Source organism: Nocardiopsis sp. FR4, from assembly GCF_009830945.1.
GTDB lineage: Bacteria > Actinomycetota > Actinomycetes > Streptosporangiales > Streptosporangiaceae > Nocardiopsis.
Map to the genome: position 1 here is coordinate 1 of NZ_ML776455.1, position 20,324 is coordinate 20,324.

The window sequence follows — 20,324 nt, forward strand, 5'->3', positions numbered from 1 at the left end:
GTGGGGGCCGGGGGCGGCGAGGTGGACCGTCTCGGCCTCCGGCAGCCGCGCCGCGGCCAGCCGCGCGCGCAGGTCGTCGAGGTCGGTGTCACTCGCGTGGGCGTCGAATGCCAGCACGTCGCCGGTCGGACGGGGCATGGGACCTCCTGGTCATAGCGGAACCGTCTAAGACGGTTCTAGCAAGCCTTCATGCCTGTGCGCAACCCGCTAAGGTGGTTCCATGCGTGCTGAGTTCCCTGACTTCCGCCTCGGCAACGTGCTGGCGACCAGCTTCACGGCGACTCTGACGGAGCGTCGGGGCGACGCCGTGGAGCGCATTCCGACGCCGCAGCGGCTTCTCGACTGGCTGGCTGTGAACGGCCTCGCCGTGGACTCCTGTACTCCTGCCCAGCTCGGCCTCGCCCGGGAGCTGAGGGAGTCGATTCACGCCGCCGCGACGGCGGCCGCACTCCAGGACGCTCTCCCCGCGTCCGCTGTCCACGTCATCAATGAGCGCAGCATCCAGGGGCGGGCCGCGGCTGTCCTGACGCCCGGGGGGGAGCGGCGGTGGCGGCTCAGCTCGGCCTCCCGCGTGGAGGACGCCCTCAGCGTGATCGCCGCCGACGCGGTCAGCATCATCGCGGGCGAACGCGACGGAAAACTGGCCCTGTGCGCGTCACCGACCTGCCAGGCCGCCTTCTTCGACACCAGCCAGAGCCGCACCCGCAGATGGTGCGACATGAACACGTGCGGAAATCGTCAGAAGAAAGCGCGCTTCAACGCCAAACGGCGCAAGAACCCCGGGTCTGCGGAGTGAGCCCTCTCCCGCCTCGGCGGTCCCGGGGCCGCCTTTCCCACCGGCCCCGTGAGGCCGGGATCCGCCGGACCGGGAGTTTCGGACCGATGGGTTTCGGTCCGCGCGCGGGGGCGCGCTCCCGGTCCGGCGGGCAGGCTGAACGGATCCGTCACCTGGCGCCGCGCGGGGGCGACGACGGCGCCGCCCCCTCTCGCGCGGACAGGCGCCCTGCGTCACCGCCGGCCGTGAGCTGGGCACCGCGATCCGGGACCCCCTGTCAGCGCCGCAGCGTCAGCAGACCGGGCCGGTAGGGCAGGAGGCCGTAGTCGCCGCCGGAGTCGGGGGAGCGCCCCTGGTAGAGGAACCGCAGATCGCAGGCGTTGACGGTCATGGTCTGATCGGGATTGGTGCGGATCAGCTCGCCGTGGCTGATGTCGTTGGTCCAGGTGGCGCCGCTGTTGACCCGGCCGGCGAAGGGGTTGCCCTCGGTGGCGGCCTGCGGTGTCCACGTGCCGTCCAGGCTGGTGGCCGTGAACGAGCGGAAGTAGCGGTGCCCCTGCGCGCCGATCGCCTCGACGAGCATGAGGTACCGGTTCTCGCCCTGGAGCCTGTAGACCTGAACCGCTTCGAACAGGTTGCTCGTGGAGTCGCTCATGATGATCGTCGACGAGGATCCGAAGCTGCCCGGGAAGTCGCCGATGGGCATACGGGCCCGGTAGATCCGGCCGTTGTCCCCGGCGAAGAACAGGTACATGTGCGTGCTGTCGCCGATGAGCGCCTGGTCGATGGGCCCCGTGCCGGAGTCGGCGATGCTTCCGGAGAAGAGCGTCCGCGCCGGCGACCAGCTGTTCACGTCGGCGGGGTTGGTCGATGTCCGGTAGGAGAAGGCGGGTCCGGCCCACTGGTAGGCGAGTACCCAGACGTCCCGGGGTGCGAAGTAGAAGAGCGTCGGTGCGACGGCGGAGAAGGGCATCGGGTTCTGGCTGGCCGAGCCCATACCGGACCAGTCCGAGAAGAGGCCGAAGTTCATCGACCCCCATGACGTTCCGGTGTCATGGGTCGTCGCGTAGACGAGGTGCTGGCCGTTGTAGGGGGCGTGGGTGAAGTCCTTGAGCGAGACCCATCCCGGCCTCGGCTGCGCCAGCGGCCCGGTCGACGTCCAGGCGTACGTCGACGGAAGGGCGCACGTGTCGCCCGGCCCCGTGCCGTCGACGCGGACGAGTCGCCACTGCTGGTTGTCACCGCCCCAGTCGTCGTACTGCACGACGTCGGCACCGTCGGCGGTCGAGGCGCCCTGCACCTCCACGGCCTTGCCGCTGTGCCGGTTGACCAGTCGGACGTGGCCGCCGGGCGAGTCCGCCAACCGGAACTGCTGGTTGGCCTGGTTGTGGTCGGTCCACTGGACGATGCTGGCGCCGTTGGCGGTCGACCAGTTGTAGACGTCCAGCACCTTGCCCGAGATCCGTGACCGCAGCCGGTAGTAACCGTTGCCGGAGTCGACGAACTGCCACTGCTGCTGGTACTGGTCGTTCCGGGTCCACTGGGTGATCCGCGCCCCGTCGTTGGTGGCGTGGTTGTACACGTCCAGCGCCTTGCCGCTGCCGCGGTTCACCAGCACGTACCACGCGTCGGTGTCGACCGTCGCCGCCGCGGCGGGAGCCGGTGCCGTCACGGCACCGGTACCGCCGACCACCACGGCCATCAGACCGGCGATGACGATCCTCAGTAACCACCCTCGCGGCCTCGGGGGCGGCGCGATCGGAGACCTGTTCGACATGGACATGGTCCTTCCTCAGGGGCCTGGGGCCGCACGGTCCTCCCGGGAGGGGATACATCGCGGGTCCTGGGCCTGCGCTCGGAAATGTTAGCGTTAACATTTTTCCGGATGATCTGGCGCATGCCTGAAATGGGATCCGATGCGGCAGACCTGCCCGAAAACCGGGGGCGTCGTTGCCCTTGCCGTTGAATGTGAGTGATGACACTCCGGAAGTCAAGCAGCAATTTTCAGAAATACTCTGGAATGGCCGAAGTTCGCCAGCTGTTGGCGGAACGAATTGCCTGGTCGGGCCGCTGGCACGGGAAATCCGTGCATGGGCCCGCAGGACTCCGCGCGCCCAGTCGACCCGCTGGACCTCACCGTCGGCCCCGCCCCGGCGAGCCGGCTACGCGGGCTCAGGGCACCTCCCCAGGGGCCCGGAGAACGTTCGGGACCGGGCCGCGCGAGGAGCTCCGTGAGGCCGGACAGGGCGGGGGCAGGCCCCACGGAGACGGTTGGGAGGTGTCCCGCGCGGCGATGGCGGTGGTCAAGGCGTTGACAGATGGCCGGGGGTGGTCAGGAATCGAGAAGCGCGGTTTGGCGGTCCGGTTCTAGATTGACGCTATGGACATCACCATTCACACCAGTTACCTGCCTCACCAGGACCCGGAGGCCTCCCTGGCCTTCTACCGGGACATCCTCGGCTTCGAGGTGCGCAACGACGTCGGCCAGGGCAAGATGCGCTGGATCACGGTCGGCCCGGCCGGCCAGCCCGGCACGTCCATCCTGCTCGCGCCCCCGGACGCCGACCCCGGGATCACCGAGGAGGAGCGCCGCGCCATCGCCGAGATGATGGCCAAGGGCACCTACGGCTGGATCCTGCTGGCCACCCCGGACCTGGACGGCACCTTCGACAAGGTCCAGGCCACGGGCGCCGAGGTCGTCCAGGAGCCGACCCAGCAGCCCTACGGCATCCGCGACTGCGCCTTCCGCGATCCGGCGGGGAACATGGTCCGCATCCAGGAGGTGCGCTGAGCCGCCCGGACCCTTCCCTTCCCACCAGTGAGCACCCTGCGGCCGGCATGCCCCGGGTGCTCGCCCGCATCCGAGAGCAGGGAGTCTCCCCATGTGCCACGACCGTCCCGTCCAGGGCGTGTGGGGTCGGGGGCGCGGGCTTCTCGCTCACCACGCGCGTGTGGTCGGCGGGCGGCGCGGCCGGTGCCGCCCGCCGCTGCCCCGGCGGGCATCAGGAGGAACGCGCCCACGAGGGCGAGGAACGGACGGGTGGAATTCACAGAGGACTCTCCTTGGTCGTACGGCCGGGGCCGGGGCCTGGGTCGGTCGACTGCTTTATCTCAGAGAGTGGAACTGTGAATTCAAATAGTGGTTATGTGCTGTTCAGGAGGCGGTTCCCGAGGGCTCCGGTTCCTCCGTGGAGGAGTCCGACTCGACTGTGGCGCGATAGCTGGCGGTCACTCTTCGCAGGAGGGACGACTTGGCCTCCCTGGTCCGTCCGGACATCGTGCGCTCGGAGTGGTCCATCTCCCGGTTGGCGTGGATGATTGCGCTGGTGGCCGGACGCCGGATGTCCTCGTACCTTCGCAACGCGGCCTCCATGCTGTTCCCCCGCTTGCTGACCTCGGAGGCGAGGGTCACGGCATCGATGATCGCCTGCGAGGCGCCGTTGGCGCCGATGGGGTACATGAGGTGCGCGGCGTCCCCCAGCAGGGTCACCCGGCCTTCTCCCCAGTGGTCCAGGGGGTCGCGGTCGACCATCGGGTACTGGAGGATGCGCTCACTCCGGGAGAGGAAGTCGGTGACCCTGATCCAGCCGAAGTCCCAGTGCTCGTAGTAGGGCCGCAGGTCCTCGAGACGCCCCACGCTGTTCCAGCCCGCGTCGACCGGCAAGCCAGGGGAGGGCACCAGGCACACCCAGTTGAGGAGGGCCCTGCCCTGTGCCGCGTGGCGGTTGGAGACGGGATAGGCCACGAGGCGGCTGGAGTGCTCGTCGTTGGCGACGATCATGGTGCGGCCGTCGAGGAATCCGTCGAGTTCGGTCAGGCCTCGCCACATCTGGACCCCCCCACCGGACAGTTCCATCCGGTCGGGGTGGAGTTGGGTGCGAACCTGTGAGTGCAGCCCGTCCGCGCCGACCAGTGCCGCCCCGGTAACGGACACGCTGTGGCCCGAGGAGTCGTTCCGGGCCAGGACGCGGACGCCGGAGGAGTCGTGCTCGAAGGACTCCAGGCGTATCCCCGGGCGGACCGAGTCCGGACCGAGGCGATCCCGGACGGCCTGCAGAAGCAGCATCTGGAGCTCACCCCGGTGGATAGAGTACTGGGGGTACGCGTGACCCGCGGCCCTGCCCCGGGGCTCCGTCCAGAGGGTGTTTCCGGTGTGGTCGAGGTAGAGGTGCTCACGGGTGGCGATACCCGTGGCGGCGAGGGCGTCACCGAGTCCGAGAGAGGTCAGTTCGGCGATCGCGGCGGGCTGGACGTTGATCCCCACCCCGAGCGGCCGGATCTCCTCGGCCGCCTCCAGGACTGTGGCGCCCAGTCCCCGGGCGTGCAAGGCCAGGGCCGCTGTCAGCCCTCCGATCCCCGCACCTGCGATTACGATGTCAGCGTCACTGGTCATGGCGATCCTTCGGACTCCCTCTGTAACTGGACTTCGTTCCCCTCCCGGGCGCGAACACCATGGAGGGGCGTCGTCGGTGGAACCGGATACAGCACGCCGGAGGCGGTGCCGGGGGGACGGGCCGGGTGCCGGGAAATTGCGTGGCACACGCATGGGAGCGGGTCCGACCCTGAGGAAGACCACCAGTCGTATCCGACTGTTCACTGATCGCCCCGGAAGGTCAGCCCGCTCCCAGCGGAACCTTGGACGCTGCCGGTCAGGCGTGGTGCACGGACACCACGGAGTACATGCTCGGCGCTGCGGTGGCCAGCGCGGCAGCCTTCTTGGCGTAGGCCTGGGCCTCGGGATCTGCCATCGTGGCCTGGACGTCCTCGGGGCTGTTCCACTGCGCGTAATTGATGACCCGGGTTCCGTCCTTGCTGGCAAGGATGTTGACCGACACGAAGCCGGGGCGGTTCCGGATGATCTTTTCGGTGCCCTCGTTCAGGACGTCGACAAGCTGCTGCTGCTTCTCCTTGTCAACCTCGAAGACGTTGACAAGGGTGGTGAGCCCGTCGTTTGCCCGAATAATGGTTTCGCTCATGTCCCGGATGTTAGCAGAATCCTCTGGTGTGAACCAGGGATTCAGGATCCCGGACTGCTCCGCATAGAAGGAAGTCTTATCTTGCTTTTGGGCATGTGGGCATGGAAAAGGAACAGAAGGCGATTCCTGTAGTTTTCGGAGTTCTCCCGCCTCGCGTGTGAGGCAGGCGCCCTCTGGTGTTGGCTGAAGTGTGGTCCACATCTCTCAGTGCGAAGCCACGTCACTATCTTCCTATGTGTGTGCTCCCCCTCTGCTCGGTCGGGGTGCGTAAGCGGAGTGTGTTGTCGTTCTGACCTCTCTGATGCTTTCCGATGATGTTTTCTCCGCATCACCAGCGAAGGCGATGCCGACTGTCGGGGACAGCTCTGGTCCACTGGGCGCTGTCGGTGGCTCTGGCACCTTCAAGCAAGGGAAAATCCCTGGTGGAAGCAGCATCGCCCATGCTGGACCGGGCGGGGGCGATGAGTGCTCCCACCCTGGGGCGAAGGGCTTGTCCAGGGTTCGCGGAAAGCCTGCGCGTCCTGTCACAAGGTTTTTGTCAAAGCTGAAGAGCAGTCCTGTGAAAGACCTGGTAAGGCTGCGGGTGTGCAACTGTGGAAAATGCTCAGTTAAACTGATCCGGCCCGGTGGGCGAGGCCCGGTGCGGCTTGCTACAAGGTATGTCCATCGACGTCACCGAGTTGGCCTGTTGCTTCCGAGGGCGGTCGGTCGGCGCCGGCGCCCCATGTTCTTACCGGCCACCTTCCACCAAGCCGTAGGTGTTGCCGTCGTCGCCAGCGATCTGTGCCCATCGGTTTCCCTGTCGCCAGCTTGTCTCCTGGGGCTCCACCAGGATTCGAACGCCTTTCCTGCGAAGATCCTCGCAAGTGGCGTCGAGATCGTCGCAGTTAAACCATCCGTGAGTCATCCTCCCAGTCGTCGAACGCAGTTTCTCCAGAGTCTCTGAGTCGACCAGGGCGAGTGCGACGCTGGTTTGTGATCCTCGCAGGTGGACCTCTATCCAGCGCTGACCTTCTCCGTAGGGGACATCGATATCCAGTTCGAAACCGAGCTTTTTCACCAGGAATTCCAGCGTTTTCTGCTGGTCACTCGTGCAGAGTACGGAGAGCCGTGGATGAGTGAGCATCGGTGTCCTCTCGTCAAGCGCTCGGGGACCGGATCCGCGGATGAGGCGGAGCTACGGGAGCCCCAGCCGGGAGCACGGGCTGGTTCCCCTGGGTCCGTGGCGTCCGCGTGTCCAGTGAGATGGAACGGTCCCGGTTCTCCCGCCGCGAAGTCGGGCATCTCCTCCCCCTTGGGTGCGGTCGCTCGGTCGCCTCACTACTGATGACGTATGGCGCGGGCGGAAGGTGACCGGTGCGCCAGAGGAACCCTGAGAGCGCCCGGCGCTCCATGGTTCTCCGGAGGCGGCGGCGCCCGCGGGCCGTGAACACCGACGCCGTGTCCGCCGGGTCCGGCGGGGAGTCAAGGACGGTGGGCGGACGGGCCCGGGCGGAGAAGGGATCCGGGTACCGCAATCCAGTTGCTCAGAGAATGTGGTCACTCACGGATAGTGTTTTTTCGTGCGTTAACCAAGTCCTTGCACCGTCACATGCACCTGCTCGTGCGAGGTGGGCCGGCCCAGGTCAGGACGAGTTTGCGGGTTTCCTTCGCAGGCGGGGCGAGTGGAGTCTCACCAGGCTTCGCTGACCTCCAATAGATGCCTTTTCCATCTGTCACCTGCATGATCACGGCAAAGGACAGGGCGAGGTGATGGCTTCCGCTCTGGCCGCAAGTGGACAGCTTTGTGCTGGCGCGGATGCGAGTCACAACCTAGGCTGAGCCCCGGTTGTGATCATGAGGAGTCCAGCCCGCTCGAAGCCCTTCACGAAGGGAAATTTCACTGTGCCTACCCAAACCGTGGCGGCCCTCCCTGTCCTGGGGAAGGGCCAGCGAAAGACTGGGGATCTCCTTCCCGATGCGTCGAAGATAATCCGGGGTCTACCCGATGAAATGATTCCCATCAAGGATCTGGCGCCTTCGATCACACCCCGAGAGCGAGCTGAGAATTCAGCCCATGTCCACTTGCTGGCCGAACTGGACGGGGAGGTCGACCCCATCCTGGTGCACCGTCCCACTATGCGTGTGATCGACGGTGCGCACCGGGTCCGCGCGGCCATGCTGAGGGGGCGGACGGAGATCGCGGCCCGTTTCTTCGAAGGCAGCGACGAGGATGCGTTCGTCTTAGCGGTACAGCTCAACGTGGGACACGGGCTCCCGCTGACGCTCAACGAACGCAGGGCCGCCGCACGGCGCATCGTCCTGTCCCATCCGCACTGGTCGGACCGGGCCATCGCGAAGCGTACAGGGCTCAACCCCAAGACGGTGGGCAGGATCCGCGACCAGAGCGACGTGGAGACCGTGGCCGAGGGCAGGCGAGTCGGAAGCGACGGTAAGAGTAGACCCGTCAGCAGCGTCGAGGCGCGCCGCAGCGCTGCGGCGCTGCTCTTGGCCAACCCGAAGATCTCACTGCGTGAGGTTTCCAGGAAGAGCGGTCTGTCAGTGGGCACGGTCCGGGACGTCCGTAAGCGCGTTGACCAGGGGCAGGATCCTGTACCGGAAAGGCTGCGCCGTCAGGGCGGCAAGGGCGCGGTCATCCCGGCTGCCGCGGTGTCGGCCCTGCGGAGTACGGGGAGGGTCTCGCAGGTCAGCGAGCGCACGGACGCGGGCAACGCCGGCGAGCTGGTACGCAAGCTCGCGCGGGATCCCTCGCTGCGGGCCACGGAGGCCGGTCGAGTCCTGCTTCGCATGCTGATGGTCACGGAGGTCGATCGAGATCAGTGGGAGGAGATCCTCAGAACGATTCCAGGGCACTGCGCTCCCCTGGTGCGCTCGGTCGTCCTCCAGCGCGCGCAGCACATGCGGGAGCTGGCGTACATGGTCGAGGCGGAGGCGGACGGCCGCGACTGAGGACGGTGCGGCCGGGTCGCGGACCCGGTGACGCACTCAGATCATCACCGAAAAAGGAAGAAAGATATCTCGTCATGCCCAAAAACACGCCCCTTTCTCCCGACGCCAGTGAAAGTGAAGTCCGTGAGTACAACCGCCGGATCGTGAAACAGTATATGGAGACCAGGGGGCAGGACCGTCTGAAGCGCCACCTGCTCTTCGCGGAGGACGGTGTGGGAGGTCTCTGGACCAATGACACCGGAAAGCCTATCGCCATTCGTGGACGCAATCGGCTGGGCGAGCACGCCGTGTGGTCGCTCAAGTGTTTCCCCGACTGGGTCTGGACTAATGTCAAGATCTTTGACACGCAGGATCCCAATTTTTTCTGGGTGGAATGCGACGGGGAGGGGTTGATTCGATTCGAGGGTTATCCCGAGGGTCGCTATGAGAACCATTTCATCCATTCTTTCCTCTTTGAGGGAGGGGAAATCATCCAGCAGCGCGAGTTCATGAACCCGTTTGAGCAGTTGCGGGCGCTCGGTATTCCTGTGCCCACCATCAGGCGTGCGGGAATCCCGACATGACATTGTTTGTTGGTCTTTCCGGGAATGTGGTTCCGGCTCGCCGAACGCACGTAACAGATGGAGATCCGTGGATAATGTGATGACCGGTATAAAGGTCAGAACAGCGTTGCAACAGCCTGAGTGGAGTGACCCCTCCCAGGTCGAACGCGTCGGCGAGGTCCTGGCCTCCCGACCCGCACTGGTCAGGGCGGAGGACGTACTCTCCCTGCGATCGCTTCTCGCCGAGGTCGCCTTGGGTAAGTACCTCGTCCTTCAGGGGGGAGACTGCGCGGAGGACCCCGAAGAGTCCACGTACATGCACGTCAGCACCAAGGCCGCCATGCTGGACGTGTTGGCCGGCGCCTTCAAGATGATCACGCACAAGCCGGTGCTGCGTGTGGGGCGTATCGGCGGCCAGTACGCCAAGCCCCGTTCCAGCCCCACCGAGGAGGTCGACGGCGTCACGCTCCCTGCGTTCCGCGGGCACCTAGTGAACGGGCCCGAGCCGACGCCGGTGAGCAGGAGGCCCGACCCTCTGCGTATCCTCACCGCCTACATGGCGGCTGGAGACGTGATGGAGCACCTTGGCTGGCGGGGCTCGTTCAGCCGGCCCTTGAGCGAACCTCCGGTATGGACCAGCCACGAGGCCCTGCTCCTGGACTACGAGCTGCCCATGCTGCGGTATGACGGGGGCGAGGGCGGTAAGCCGATCCTCGGCTCCACGCACTGGCCTTGGATCGGGGAGAGGACACGTCAGGTCGACGGGGCCCATGTCGCCCTGCTCGCCGAGGTCGCCAACCCCGTGGCCTGCAAAGTGGGGCCGAAGATGACGGAGAGTGAACTTCTCGCCCTCTGTGAGCGCCTCGACCCCCGGCGAGAGCCGGGACGGCTGACCCTGATCGCCCGTATGGGAGCCGAGTTCGCTGCGGAGCGGCTACCCCGCCTGGTGGAGGTCGTCCGTGCCGCGGAACACCCCGTGGTCTGGCTGTGCGATCCCATGCACGGGAACACGATCCGCACCCCTGACGGCCACAAGACCCGTGTCGTGGAGACGCTTAAGCAGGAGGTCCGTGAGTTCGTGTGGGCCGTCGAGTCCGAGGGCGGGGTCGCCGGGGGCCTGCACCTGGAAACGACCCCGGACGACGTCACGGAGTGCGCGGAGGACAGGAGCGAACTCGCCCAGGTGGGAGAGCGGTACACGACCCTGTGCGATCCCAGGCTCACCATATGGCAGGCGGTCTCGGTGATCTCGGCCTGGAGTGAGTGACCCGCAGAAACCGATCAGAAAGGACTGCTGTGACCGGTATCCCCGTCATCGAGCCGTACTCATTCCCCTCCGCCGGCGACCTTCCCCGCAACACCGCCCCGTGGGTGCCGGACCCGTCCCGCGCGGTCCTGCTTATCCATGACATGCAGCGCTTCTTCCTCAAGCCCTTTCCGGAGGAGGTGCGAGGACCGTTGGTGGCCAATGTCGCGCTCTTACGCGAGCGCAGCGACGAACTCGGTGTTCCCGTGGGTTACACGGCTCAGCCGGGCAGCATGGACGAGACGCAGAGAGGGCTGCTCAAGGACTTCTGGGGCCCTGGTATGCGCAGGGCGCCCGCCGATCGGCTTGTGGTCGACGAACTGGAACCCGCCCCGGACGACTGGATGTTCACCAAGCTGAGATACAGCGCGTTCCACAAGTCCAACCTCCTCGACAGGATACGGGAGGCCGGGCGCGACCAGCTCATCGTCTGCGGGGTGTACGCGCACGTCGGCGTGCTGATGACGGCGGTCGACGCGTTCTCCCACGACATCCAGACCTTCCTAGTCTGTGACGCCATCGCCGACTTCGACGCCGGCTACCACCGGATGGCCGTCGAGTACGCCGCCGAGCGTTGCGCAGTGGTCCTCCCAACCAAGGAGGTGTTCTCGTGACCGTGCCGGAGGCAGAAGGGACGATCGCCGGAGGAGCACCAGACCTTCTCGAAGCGGTGTTGGGGCCGGATCAGCCCCCCTTCGCCCTGCTCCTGCGTTCGGGCCGGGGCGGCCCCAGAAAACTGGACGTGCTGGTCGGTGAGGTCTTCGAGGTGGCGGAGACGGCGGACATCCCTCTGCCCGAACCGGCTTCGCCGGAGCCGGGGGCCTCGGGAAGGGTGCACCACGACGTGCTGGCGCTCATCCCGTACCAGCAGATCCGGGAGCGGGGATTCGCGTCCACCGAGGATGGGACGCCGCTCACAGTGATGCGTGTGACCGCACAGGAAGAGATACCGGCCGCACCAGCCTTGGAGCGCATCCCCGATACGCCGGTCACCCTGAGCGGGGGACACTTCGACACCAGTGACGAGGACTACGCGGAGACGGTCCGCAGGGTCGTCAAGGAGGTCATCGGGGAGGGCGAGGGCGCGAACTTCGTGATTAAACGCTCCTTCGTCGCCGACATCGGGGACTACACTCCATGGGCCGCCCTGTCGATCTTCCGCCGGTTGACCGAGGTCGAGGTGGGCGCCTACTGGACCTTCGTCGTCCACACCGGATCCAGGACCCTCGTAGGAGCCACGCCAGAGCGGCACGTCACCCTGGACGAGGGTCGGACGACGATGAACCCGATCAGCGGGACCTACCGCTATCCGTCCTCGGGGCCCTCACTGACGGAGATCATGGATTTCCTCGCCAATGAGAAGGAGTCCGACGAGCTCTACATGGTCCTGGACGAAGAGCTCAAGATGATGACGCGGATCTGTGAGCCCGGAGTGCGCGTGGCGGGGCCGTACCTCAAGCAGATGGCACGCCTGGCCCACACCGAATACATCATCGAGGGCGACACCGTCCAGGACGTCCGGCACATCCTCCGTGAGACGATGTTCGCCCCGACGGTCACTGGCAGCCCGCTAGAGAACGCCTGTCGTGTGATCCAGACATACGAGCCGAGGGGCCGGGGCTACTACAGCGGGGTGGCCGCCCTCATCGGACGTGACGCCTCGGGCCACAGGACGCTCGACTCCTCCATACTCATCCGTACCGCGGAGATCGACCGCGGCGGCAGGATGTCCATCGGTGTCGGCTCCACGCTCGTACGCCACTCCGACCCGTACTCGGAGGTCGAGGAGACCCGGGTCAAGGCCGCAGGACTGCTCGCAGCCCTGGGAAGCGAAGCCACCGGTCGACTCGACACGCATCCGGACGTACGCGACGCCCTGCGCGACCGCAACACCACCATCGCGGACTTCTGGCTGGCCGGGAGGCGGGACAAGCAGAAGCCCGCCGTGCCGGGCCTGTCCGGGTGCAGGACACTGGTCATCGACGCCGAGGACACCTTCACCTCGATGCTCGACCACCAGTTACGCGACATGGGCATGTCGGTCGAGGTCAGGCGCCACGACGAACTCCCCGGCCTCGACGACTACGACTTCGTGGTGCTCGGCCCCGGCCCCGGGGACCCGCGCAGCACGAGCCACCCCAAGATGATCCGTATCCGGGACGCGGTGGAGGCCCTGCTGTCTGAGCGCCGCCCCTTCCTCGCGGTGTGCCTGAGCCACCAGATCCTGAGTTCGCGGCTCGGTCTGGAACTCCGTCGGCGCGACCTGCCCAACCAGGGAGTACAGAAGGAGATCGACCTCTTCGGCGACCGGCAGCGCGTGGGTTTCTACAACACTTTCGAGGCCTGGTCGGACACGGACACAGTCGAGGTCGTCGGCGTCGGCACGGTGCGGGTCTGCAAGGACCCGGTCTCGGACGAGGTCCACGCCCTGCACGGCCCCCACTTCTCGTCGCTGCAGTTCCACGCCGAATCCGTTCTCACACAGAACGGTCAGAGCATCATCAACTCGTTCATAAGAAGGGCGTTGCGCGCATGACGGCCCGTTCGAGTACAGCCGCGGAAGAGCATCCCTACGTCGTGGTCGACGCGTTCACCGAAACACCGTTGAGGGGAAACCCCGTCGCGGTCTTCTTCGAGGCCGGTGACCTGTCCTCCGCACGCATGCAGAGCATAGCCAAGGAGATGAACCTCTCGGAGGTGACGTTCGTGCTCCCGCCGAGACAGGGCGGGGACGCGCACATCCGCATCTTCACCCCGGTCAACGAACTGCCCTTCGCCGGACATCCGATCCTGGGAACGGCGATCGCCCTCGGCGACTCCTTCAAGGGCGACCGGCTTCGTCTGGAGACGAAGATGGGAACGGTCTCCCTGGAGTTGGAGCGGGTCGGGGGCAGGGTGGTCTCCGTGGAGATGGGACAGCCCATCCCGACCTGGGAGAAGTTCGACCGCTCCGGCGAACTGATCACGGCCCTGGGAATTCCCGAACCGGACCTGCCCGTGGAGATCTACGCCAACGGTCCCCGGCACGTCTTCGTCCACGTGAGCAGTATCCCGGCCCTGTCCGAGGTCACGCCCGACCACCGTGCCCTGGCCGCGTTCTCCGACATGGCGACCAACTGTTTCGCCGGTTCCGGCGCGCACTGGCGTAGCCGCATGTTCTCCCCGGCCTACGGCGTGGTCGAGGACGCGGCCACGGGGTCCGCGGCGGGACCGCTCGCCATCCACCTCGCGCGTCACGGGCTGGCCGAGTTCGGCCAGTGGATCGACATCCACCAGGGGGTGGAGATGGGACGACACTCCCTGATGCGGGCCCGGGCCAGAAGCGTCCACGGCGAGGTGACGGAAGTCAAGGTCAAGGGGGCGGGCGTCACCGTCGCCAGCGGAACCATCTACGTCTAGAGAGGCACGGGAACAGGAGTGAGCAGCAGATTCGAGACATTGACCGGTACCACCGACCACGAGTTCCCGGAATACGAGACCCCGCCGGACGAGCCTATGGGGCTGGTGCGGCAGTGGATCGCCTCAGCGAAGGAGGAGGGGGTCCGGGAACCGCTCTCGCTCGCGCTCGCCACGGCGGACGCCAAGGGGCGGGCCTCGAACCGGATGGTCGCCGTGGTCGACGTCTCCGACCGGGGATTGGTGTTCACCACTCACAGCAGCAGCCAGAAAGGCAGGGAGATCGACGAGACCCGCTGGGCCTCCGGGCTGTTGTACTGGAGGGAAACCGCCCAGCAGCTCATTCTGTCGGGCCCGGTATCCCTTCTGCCCGAGACCGAGTCGGACGGGCTGTGGGCCGCGCGGCCACCCCAACTGCATCCCATGACCACCGTCTCCAGGCAGAGCGATCCTCTGGACGACGCCGAATCGCTCCTAGCCCAGGCTCAGCGGCTGTCGGAGTCCGGCACTCCGCTCCCCAGGCCGACGCGCTTCGTCGGCTACCGCCTGGAACCGGACACGGTCGAGTTCTGGTCAGCGGCCCCCACCAGGATGCACCGGCGGCTGCGCTACGACCGCGTCTCCGACGGGTGGACCGCCGTGAGGCTCCAGCCCTGAGCCGGACTCCAGCCCCCGGCCCCTCAACACTCCTGACAGTGCCGTGCCCCCGTGCACCCCGGCGGTTTTCCGCAGCCGACCACCCCTTATCCCCATAGCACAAGGAATCGTTCAGTGAACAACATGAAGAACGCCGACCTCGACGCGATCATCATCGGAGCCGGGTTCGCTGGTATCTACGCACTGCACAAGCTCCGGGACGAGCTCGGCCTCTCCGTACGAGCCTTCGACAAGGCTGGCGGCATCGGAGGCACGTGGTACTGGAACCGCTATCCGGGAGCTATGTCGGACAGTGAGGGCTTCATCTACCAGTACTCGTTTGACCGGGAACTGCTCCGGGAGTGGACGTGGAAGAAGCGCTACCTCTCCCAGGCGGAAATCCTCGGCTACCTCGGTGCGGTCGTCGAGAAGTACGATCTGGCGAAGGACATCCAGCTCAACACCGCGGTGGAGGCGCTGGCCTACGACGAGGACAGCGGCCTGTGGGACGTTACCACCGGTGACGGCCAGTTCCTGACCGCCCGTTACGTCGTCACGGCACTCGGCCCCCTGTCCACATCGCACTTCCCGGACTTCAAGGGCCGCGACAGCTTCGAGGGCCGTATGGTCCACACCGGTTCCTGGCCCGAGGACCTGCGGATCGAGGGCAAGCGTGTGGGGGTCATCGGCACCGGCTCCACCGGAACCCAGTTCATCTGTGCGGCCTCCAAGGTCACGGAGCAGCTCACCGTGTTCCAGAGGACCGCGCAGTACAACGTCCCCTCCGGGAACAAGGCGCTGGACGAGGAGTACTTCACCCAGCTGCGAAGCGACTACGACCGGATCTGGGAGCAGGCCAAGGCGTCGCGCGTGGCCTGCGGGTTCGAGGAGAGCGGGACACCCGCGATGAGCGTCTCGGAGGAGGAGCGCCAGCGTGTGTTCCAGGAGAACTGGGACCGGGGTAACGGGTTCCGCTTCATGTTCGGCACCTTCTCCGACATCATCTTCGACCCGAGGGCGAACGAGGCCGCGGCGGAGTTCATCAAGTCGAAGATCCGCGAGATCGTGAAGGACCCCGAGACCGCCCGCAAGCTCCAGCCCACGGACTACTACGCCAAGCGTCCCATCTGCAACGAGGACTACTACGAGAGTTACAACCGGGACAACGTCACCCTGGTGAGCCTGAAAGAGAACCCCATCCGGGAGATCACCCCCAGGGGCGTGGTCACTGAGGACGGGGTCGAGCACGAACTGGACGTCCTGGTCTTCGCGACAGGCTTCGAAGCCGTCGAGGGTAGTTACCGGCAGATGGACATCCGGGGCCGCGGCGGCGTCTCCCTGGACGAGCACTGGGGCGAGGCACCTTCGAGCTACCTTGGCATGAGTGTCTCCGGATTCCCCAACCTCTTCATGGTCTACGGGCCCAACAGCGTCTTCAGCAACCTGCCCACGGCCATCGAGACCCAGGTCGAATGGATCTCCGACACGGTCGGGATGGCGGAGGAGCGCGGGCTGGCCTCCGTCGAGGCCACTCGGGAGGCAGAGGAGGACTGGACCACCCTGTGTGCGGAGATCGCGGGCCGCTCCCTCTTCCCGAAGGTCAAGTCCTGGATCTTCGGAGCCAACATTCCGGGGAGGAAACAGAGGGTGCTCTTCTACTTCGCGGGCTTGGGAAACTACCGACAGAAGCTGAGCGACGTGGTCGAGGCCGACTACGAGGGCTTCAAGCTGGAGGGCAGGACGTCGGCGGTGTCCGTCTGACCGCCGCAGGAGCATGGTGCGGTGCGCCCCGGCCGGGGAAAGACCCGGGCGGGGCGCACCCCCCACTCAGTGCGAGACGGTCTCATACCCTGCCAGCCGCAGGGGCAGGGCGGTCAGCGCCGTTTCGGCCTCGGTGAGGGAGCGGGCGGCTAGGTCCTGAAAACGTGCCAGTTCCGGAACGTCCGCGGCCCTGGTCATCTCGGCGTGTACGAAATGCAAGTCGCGGTCGGCGATGCCCAGGCCCTCGAAGTACGACCGCAGGTAGGGCGTCTGGAAATCATATGCCTCCTTGGGCGTACCCGGCCCGTAGGCGCCGCCCCGGGCTGTGACCACCACCACCTTCGTCCCCTGTAGCAGGGAGGATCCACTGTCGGGATCCTTGAACACCCCCGGGAAGGTGATGCGGTCGATCCACGCCTTGAGTGAGGCGGGAACCGTGAAATTGTACATCGGGACACCGATCAGGACGGTGCTGGCGTGCAGGACCTCGTCGGCCAGCGGGAAGGTCAGCTCCCACTCCCATTCCTCGGACGGGTCCTCGGCGAGGGAGGCCACGGCGGCCGGAGGCAGCGCACCGTAGCGCTCCACGCGCTGGGCGAAGGAGCAGTACTTGGAGGTGATCATCGGCACGGGCTCAGTGGCCAGGTTCCGGTACCTGTACCCCCCGTCAGGGTGCAGCCGACGCCACTCCCGTGCGAACAGCCCGGTCAGATGCCTGCTCACAGAGTCCCGGGAGTGGCTGGAGTCCAGGTGCAGCAGGGACGTCACCGGTTCCGCGCCCCTCTCCGGACGCTCCCGCCGCGGTCCGTCGATCATGGTTCCCCCCAGAAAACGATCGCTGAACGTTCCTAACTCCTATGACGGAGAGCGACGGGACAAGGTGACCGACGCGCGGACCGGGACCCGGCGGACCGCTCGGGCCGGCCGCTTCGCACAGCGCCGTGCGGTCGGGGCGCGCGGTCGGGGACCTGGGAACCCGTCCCGGTAGCCTGCGGTCCTGTGGCTCGTGTCACACCGGGATGGCGTCGAGTACGGAGAGTTGGAGTTCGTGCAGGCGTTCCGGGTCCGCGGTGATGTCGATCTCGCTGACGCGGCCGTCCCGGACCGTGATCTCCAGTACGTACAGGAGGCGTCCCGCAGGTGCGACGACGGCGCCTGGCGAGCCGTTGATCAGCACGGGCCGGGCGAAACGCGCACGCCGGATGTTGCCAGTCGTCTCCTCCGCGACGTGCTGTGCTCCGCGCAGCACCTTCGGCTCTCCCGCTCGCAGCGCGTACGTGTCCGCCCGCCGTACGACGTCGGGTGCGAGTACCTCCAGGAGGCCTTCGAGGTCGCCCGCGCGGGACGCGCCGAGGAAGGCGTCCACGACCTCGCGCTGTCGGGCGAAGTCCGGCCTGGTAACGGTGGTCGATCCCTGTACCCGGTGGCGTGCGCGGCTTGCCATCTTCTTCGCCGCGGCCGGGGTGCGCTCGACGATCTGCGCGATCTCGGAGAAGGGCACCGCGAACAGGTCGTGCAGCACGAAGGCGACGCGCTCGGCGGGGCTGAGCCTGTCTAGGACGACGAGCAGGGCCAGGCCGACGGAGTCCGCGAGTACCGCTTCCCCTTCCGGGTCCGGGCCGCCGGCCTGCGGAGCGAACTGCTCGATCTCGCTGATGTCAGCGGTTTCCTCACGATTGGCCTTGCGACGGCGCAGCATGTCGAGGCAGACCCGGCCAGTGATCGTCGTCAGCCATCCCGTCGGATTGCTCAACTCTCTGAAGTCGCTGCGGCATGCCCGCAACCAGGTCTCCTGCAACGCGTCGTCCGCCTCGGACGCGGATCCGAGCATCCGGAAGGCAACACCGCGCAGGTGCTTGCGAGAACGTTCGAAATGCTCCGCCAGTTCAATCTGGCTATCCATTGGCCGCCTTTCTTGTTTCCATGTCCGTCATGCGTTTGGGCTGGAGATGTTTTCTTATTTGTGGAGGCCTCGTGGATTTGAATAACAACTGGATTTGTGTGCAAAAATTACTTTTGCGGGTTTGGGGTATGTTTCGGCGGCATTGTCCTGAGACGAACCAGACTGGAGCCGTGGGGGAGCGGAAGCGGTGGTCAGTAGCTATGTCTGTGGCCTGGCGAACTGCGAAAACCGGGGTCATGGCGACTCGCGTTCCAATGCTTCCCTGGGGTTGACCTCATCATCATAAAGGGGTGAGATGCGGCCCCCCATAGGGGGCGACACTATCCGTGTCCATGCACTACAGGCAGTTTGCCGGGCGCCGTGCGCCGGGTTTCTTCCCATGGTGTTGAGTCCGCACCCCGACTGGCCACCAGGTGCGCTCTCGTGAGGCGGCCGCCTCCGCTGTACCGGGCCGGGACGCCTTTTCAGCGGCGGCCCGGACGGACCCCGCTCCGGGATCGGGGTGTCCGCACCGGAGAGCCGTGTCCGAGTGGGACCCCGTCACGGGCGGAAACGACGGCGGGGTGTGACCGCTGGCCGTCGGTGGCCGGGGGTGGTCAGGAATCGAGAAGCGCGGTTTGGCGGTCCGGTTCTAGATTGACGCTATGGACATCACCATTCACACCAGTTACCTGCCTCACCAGGACCCGGAGGCCTCCCTGGCCTTCTACCGGGACATCCTCGGCTTCGAGGTGCGCAACGACGTCGGCCAGGGCAAGATGCGCTGGATCACGGTCGGCCCGGCCGGCCAGCCCGGCACGTCCATCCTGCTCGCGCCCCCGGACGCCGACCCCGGGATCACCGAGGAGGAGCGCCGCGCCATCGCCGAGATGATGGCCAAGGGCACCTACGGCTGGATCCTGCTGGCCACCCCGGACCTGGACGGCACCTTCGACAAGGTCCAGGCCACGGGCGCCGAGGTCGTCCAGGAGCCGACCCAGCAGCCCTACGGCATCCGCGACTGCGCCTTCCGCGATCCGGCGGGGAACATGGTCCGCATCCAGGAGGTGCGCTGAGCCGCCCGGACCCTTCCCTTCCCACCAGTGAGCACCCTGCGGCCGGCATGCCCCGGGTGCTCGCCCGCATCCGAGAGCAGGGAGTCTCCCCATGTGCCATCCCTCCTGGGGACGTGCTCGCGCCGAGGCGCAGCACCTGGAGGACCTCGCCCGGCTGCGCCGCGTCCGGGACAGGATCGACCGCGAGTACGCGCAACCGCTGAACGTCGAGGCGCTCGCACTCGGCGTGCACATGTCCGCCGGGCACCTGAGCCGCCAGTTCCGCAAGGCCTACGGCGAGTCGCCCTACTCGTACCTGATGACGCGGCGCATCGAGCGCGCCGCGGCCCTGCTGCGTCGCGGCGACCTCAGCGTCACCGAGGTCTGCTTCGCGGTCGGCTGCTCGTCCCTGGGCACCTTCAGCACCCGCTTCAGCGAGCTGTTCGGCATGTCGCCCAGCGCCTACCGGGACCAGGAGGCGAATGTCGCTGAGGGCCTGCCGCAGTGCGTGGCCAAACAGGTCACGCGACCGGTCAGGAATCGAGAAGCGCCGGTCAGGGGGCCGGAACTAGCGTGACGGACATGGCATTCATCGAATCCGTCACCCTCGGGGTGGACGACCCCACGGCCGCTGACCGCTTCTACACCGCCGCCTTCGGCCCGGACACTCGGGTGGGGCTGCGGGCCTCGCAGGAGCCGACGACCGGCTTCCGCGGGTTCACGCTGTCGCTCATCGTGTCCCAGCCCTCCACCGTCAGGAGTCTCATCGACTCCGCCGTCGAGGCCGGTGCCACGCTGTTGAAGCCCGCCACGAAGTCCTTCTGGGGCCACGGCGGTGTCGTGCGGGCCCCGGACGGCACGATCTGGAAGGTCACGACCTCGGCGAAGAAGGACACCGGCCCCGACACCCGGCGGATCGACGACGTCGTGCTCCTGCTCGGGGTCGGGGACGTGGCCGCGAGCAAGCGGTTCTACGCCGACCGGGGCCTGGCCGCGGCCAAGAGCGTCGGCCGCATGTACGTCGAGTTCGACACGGGGGACAGCCC

General features: G+C 66.6%; 19 protein-coding genes. 12 read left to right on the forward strand and 7 right to left on the reverse strand.

Going from position 1 to position 20,324, the window contains the following annotated elements; translation table 11 throughout:
• Window positions 1-220: 220 nt before the first annotated feature.
• On the forward strand, window positions 221-796 hold the full coding sequence (locus FYW95_RS02230; protein WP_159941351.1) for a CGNR zinc finger domain-containing protein: 576 nt from the start codon (window positions 221-223) through the stop codon (window positions 794-796).
• A 256-nt stretch (window positions 797-1,052) separates the two neighbouring features.
• Here the strand turns inward: FYW95_RS02230 and FYW95_RS02235 are convergent, their stop codons facing one another.
• Window positions 1,053-2,477 (reverse strand): non-reducing end alpha-L-arabinofuranosidase family hydrolase, encoded by a 1,425-nt coding sequence (locus FYW95_RS02235; protein WP_159941547.1) that lies wholly within the window; start codon window positions 2,475-2,477, stop codon window positions 1,053-1,055.
• A gap of 678 nt (window positions 2,478-3,155) precedes the next feature.
• Here FYW95_RS02235 and FYW95_RS02240 point away from each other — a divergent pair.
• Entirely contained in the window at window positions 3,156-3,566 is a 411-nt protein-coding gene (locus FYW95_RS02240) for a VOC family protein (protein ID WP_159941352.1), read from the forward strand.
• Window positions 3,567-3,929: 363 nt separating this feature from the next.
• Here FYW95_RS02240 and FYW95_RS02245 read toward each other — a convergent pair whose 3' ends face one another.
• The 3 genes from FYW95_RS02245 to FYW95_RS02255 all read right to left on the reverse strand — a co-directional run bounded on the left by FYW95_RS02245 (window position 3,930) and on the right by FYW95_RS02255 (window position 6,877).
• A complete protein-coding gene (locus FYW95_RS02245) occupies window positions 3,930-5,168 on the reverse strand; it encodes a flavin-dependent oxidoreductase (RefSeq protein WP_160049916.1) in 1,239 nt (412 codons plus the stop codon).
• A gap of 256 nt (window positions 5,169-5,424) precedes the next feature.
• The gene (locus FYW95_RS02250; protein ID WP_159941354.1) at window positions 5,425-5,751 is read right to left on the reverse strand and encodes an antibiotic biosynthesis monooxygenase family protein; all 327 of its coding nucleotides are present in this window, start codon (window positions 5,749-5,751) and stop codon (window positions 5,425-5,427) included.
• A 730-nt stretch (window positions 5,752-6,481) separates the two neighbouring features.
• Window positions 6,482-6,877, reverse strand: a complete 396-nt coding sequence (locus FYW95_RS02255) for a VOC family protein (RefSeq protein ID WP_159941355.1) — start codon at window positions 6,875-6,877, stop codon at window positions 6,482-6,484.
• Between the two features lie 710 nt (window positions 6,878-7,587).
• On the opposite strand from FYW95_RS02255, the gene FYW95_RS02260 reads away from it, so the two are divergent.
• From FYW95_RS02260 to FYW95_RS02295, 8 genes are all read left to right on the forward strand, one after another.
• Entirely contained in the window at window positions 7,588-8,700 is a 1,113-nt protein-coding gene (locus FYW95_RS02260) for a ParB/RepB/Spo0J family partition protein (RefSeq protein WP_159941356.1), read from the forward strand.
• A gap of 74 nt (window positions 8,701-8,774) precedes the next feature.
• Complete coding sequence (locus FYW95_RS02265; RefSeq protein WP_159941357.1) at window positions 8,775-9,263, forward strand: PhzA/PhzB family protein; 489 nt, start codon at window positions 8,775-8,777, stop codon at window positions 9,261-9,263.
• 79 nt (window positions 9,264-9,342) lie between these two features.
• Entirely contained in the window at window positions 9,343-10,509 is a 1,167-nt protein-coding gene (locus FYW95_RS02270; protein ID WP_159941358.1) for a 3-deoxy-7-phosphoheptulonate synthase, read from the forward strand.
• 29 nt (window positions 10,510-10,538) lie between these two features.
• On the forward strand, window positions 10,539-11,162 hold the full coding sequence (locus FYW95_RS02275; RefSeq protein WP_159941359.1) for an isochorismatase family protein: 624 nt from the start codon (window positions 10,539-10,541) through the stop codon (window positions 11,160-11,162).
• The gene (locus FYW95_RS02280; protein ID WP_159941360.1) at window positions 11,159-13,084 is read left to right on the forward strand and encodes an anthranilate synthase family protein; all 1,926 of its coding nucleotides are present in this window, start codon (window positions 11,159-11,161) and stop codon (window positions 13,082-13,084) included. Before FYW95_RS02275 ends, FYW95_RS02280 begins: the two co-directional genes overlap by 4 nt.
• Window positions 13,081-13,947, forward strand: coding sequence for a PhzF family phenazine biosynthesis protein (locus FYW95_RS02285; RefSeq protein ID WP_159941361.1), 867 nt, complete (start codon window positions 13,081-13,083; stop codon window positions 13,945-13,947). Before FYW95_RS02280 ends, FYW95_RS02285 begins: the two co-directional genes overlap by 4 nt.
• Window positions 13,948-13,965: 18 nt before the next feature.
• Window positions 13,966-14,601, forward strand: coding sequence for a phenazine biosynthesis FMN-dependent oxidase PhzG (gene phzG / locus FYW95_RS02290; protein WP_159941362.1), 636 nt, complete (start codon window positions 13,966-13,968; stop codon window positions 14,599-14,601).
• Between the two features lie 123 nt (window positions 14,602-14,724).
• Window positions 14,725-16,341, forward strand: a complete 1,617-nt coding sequence (locus FYW95_RS02295) for a flavin-containing monooxygenase (protein WP_236567665.1) — start codon at window positions 14,725-14,727, stop codon at window positions 16,339-16,341.
• Between the two features lie 66 nt (window positions 16,342-16,407).
• Here the strand turns inward: FYW95_RS02295 and FYW95_RS02300 are convergent, their stop codons facing one another.
• Together FYW95_RS02300 and FYW95_RS02305 are read right to left on the reverse strand one after the other, a co-directional pair.
• Entirely contained in the window at window positions 16,408-17,157 is a 750-nt protein-coding gene (locus FYW95_RS02300; RefSeq protein WP_159941364.1) for an FMN-dependent NADH-azoreductase, read from the reverse strand.
• A gap of 193 nt (window positions 17,158-17,350) precedes the next feature.
• A complete protein-coding gene (locus FYW95_RS02305; protein ID WP_159941365.1) occupies window positions 17,351-18,244 on the reverse strand; it encodes a sigma-70 family RNA polymerase sigma factor in 894 nt (297 codons plus the stop codon).
• 644 nt (window positions 18,245-18,888) lie between these two features.
• Here FYW95_RS02305 and FYW95_RS02310 point away from each other — a divergent pair.
• On the forward strand, window positions 18,889-19,299 hold the full coding sequence (locus FYW95_RS02310) for a VOC family protein (RefSeq protein ID WP_159941352.1): 411 nt from the start codon (window positions 18,889-18,891) through the stop codon (window positions 19,297-19,299).
• Window positions 19,300-19,390: 91 nt separating this feature from the next.
• The gene (locus FYW95_RS02315; RefSeq protein ID WP_160049917.1) at window positions 19,391-19,855 is read left to right on the forward strand and encodes a helix-turn-helix transcriptional regulator; all 465 of its coding nucleotides are present in this window, start codon (window positions 19,391-19,393) and stop codon (window positions 19,853-19,855) included.
• A gap of 64 nt (window positions 19,856-19,919) precedes the next feature.
• Here FYW95_RS02315 and FYW95_RS28800 read toward each other — a convergent pair whose 3' ends face one another.
• Complete coding sequence (locus FYW95_RS28800; RefSeq protein ID WP_201294659.1) at window positions 19,920-20,186, reverse strand: hypothetical protein; 267 nt, start codon at window positions 20,184-20,186, stop codon at window positions 19,920-19,922.
• Window positions 20,187-20,324 lie beyond the last annotated feature (138 nt).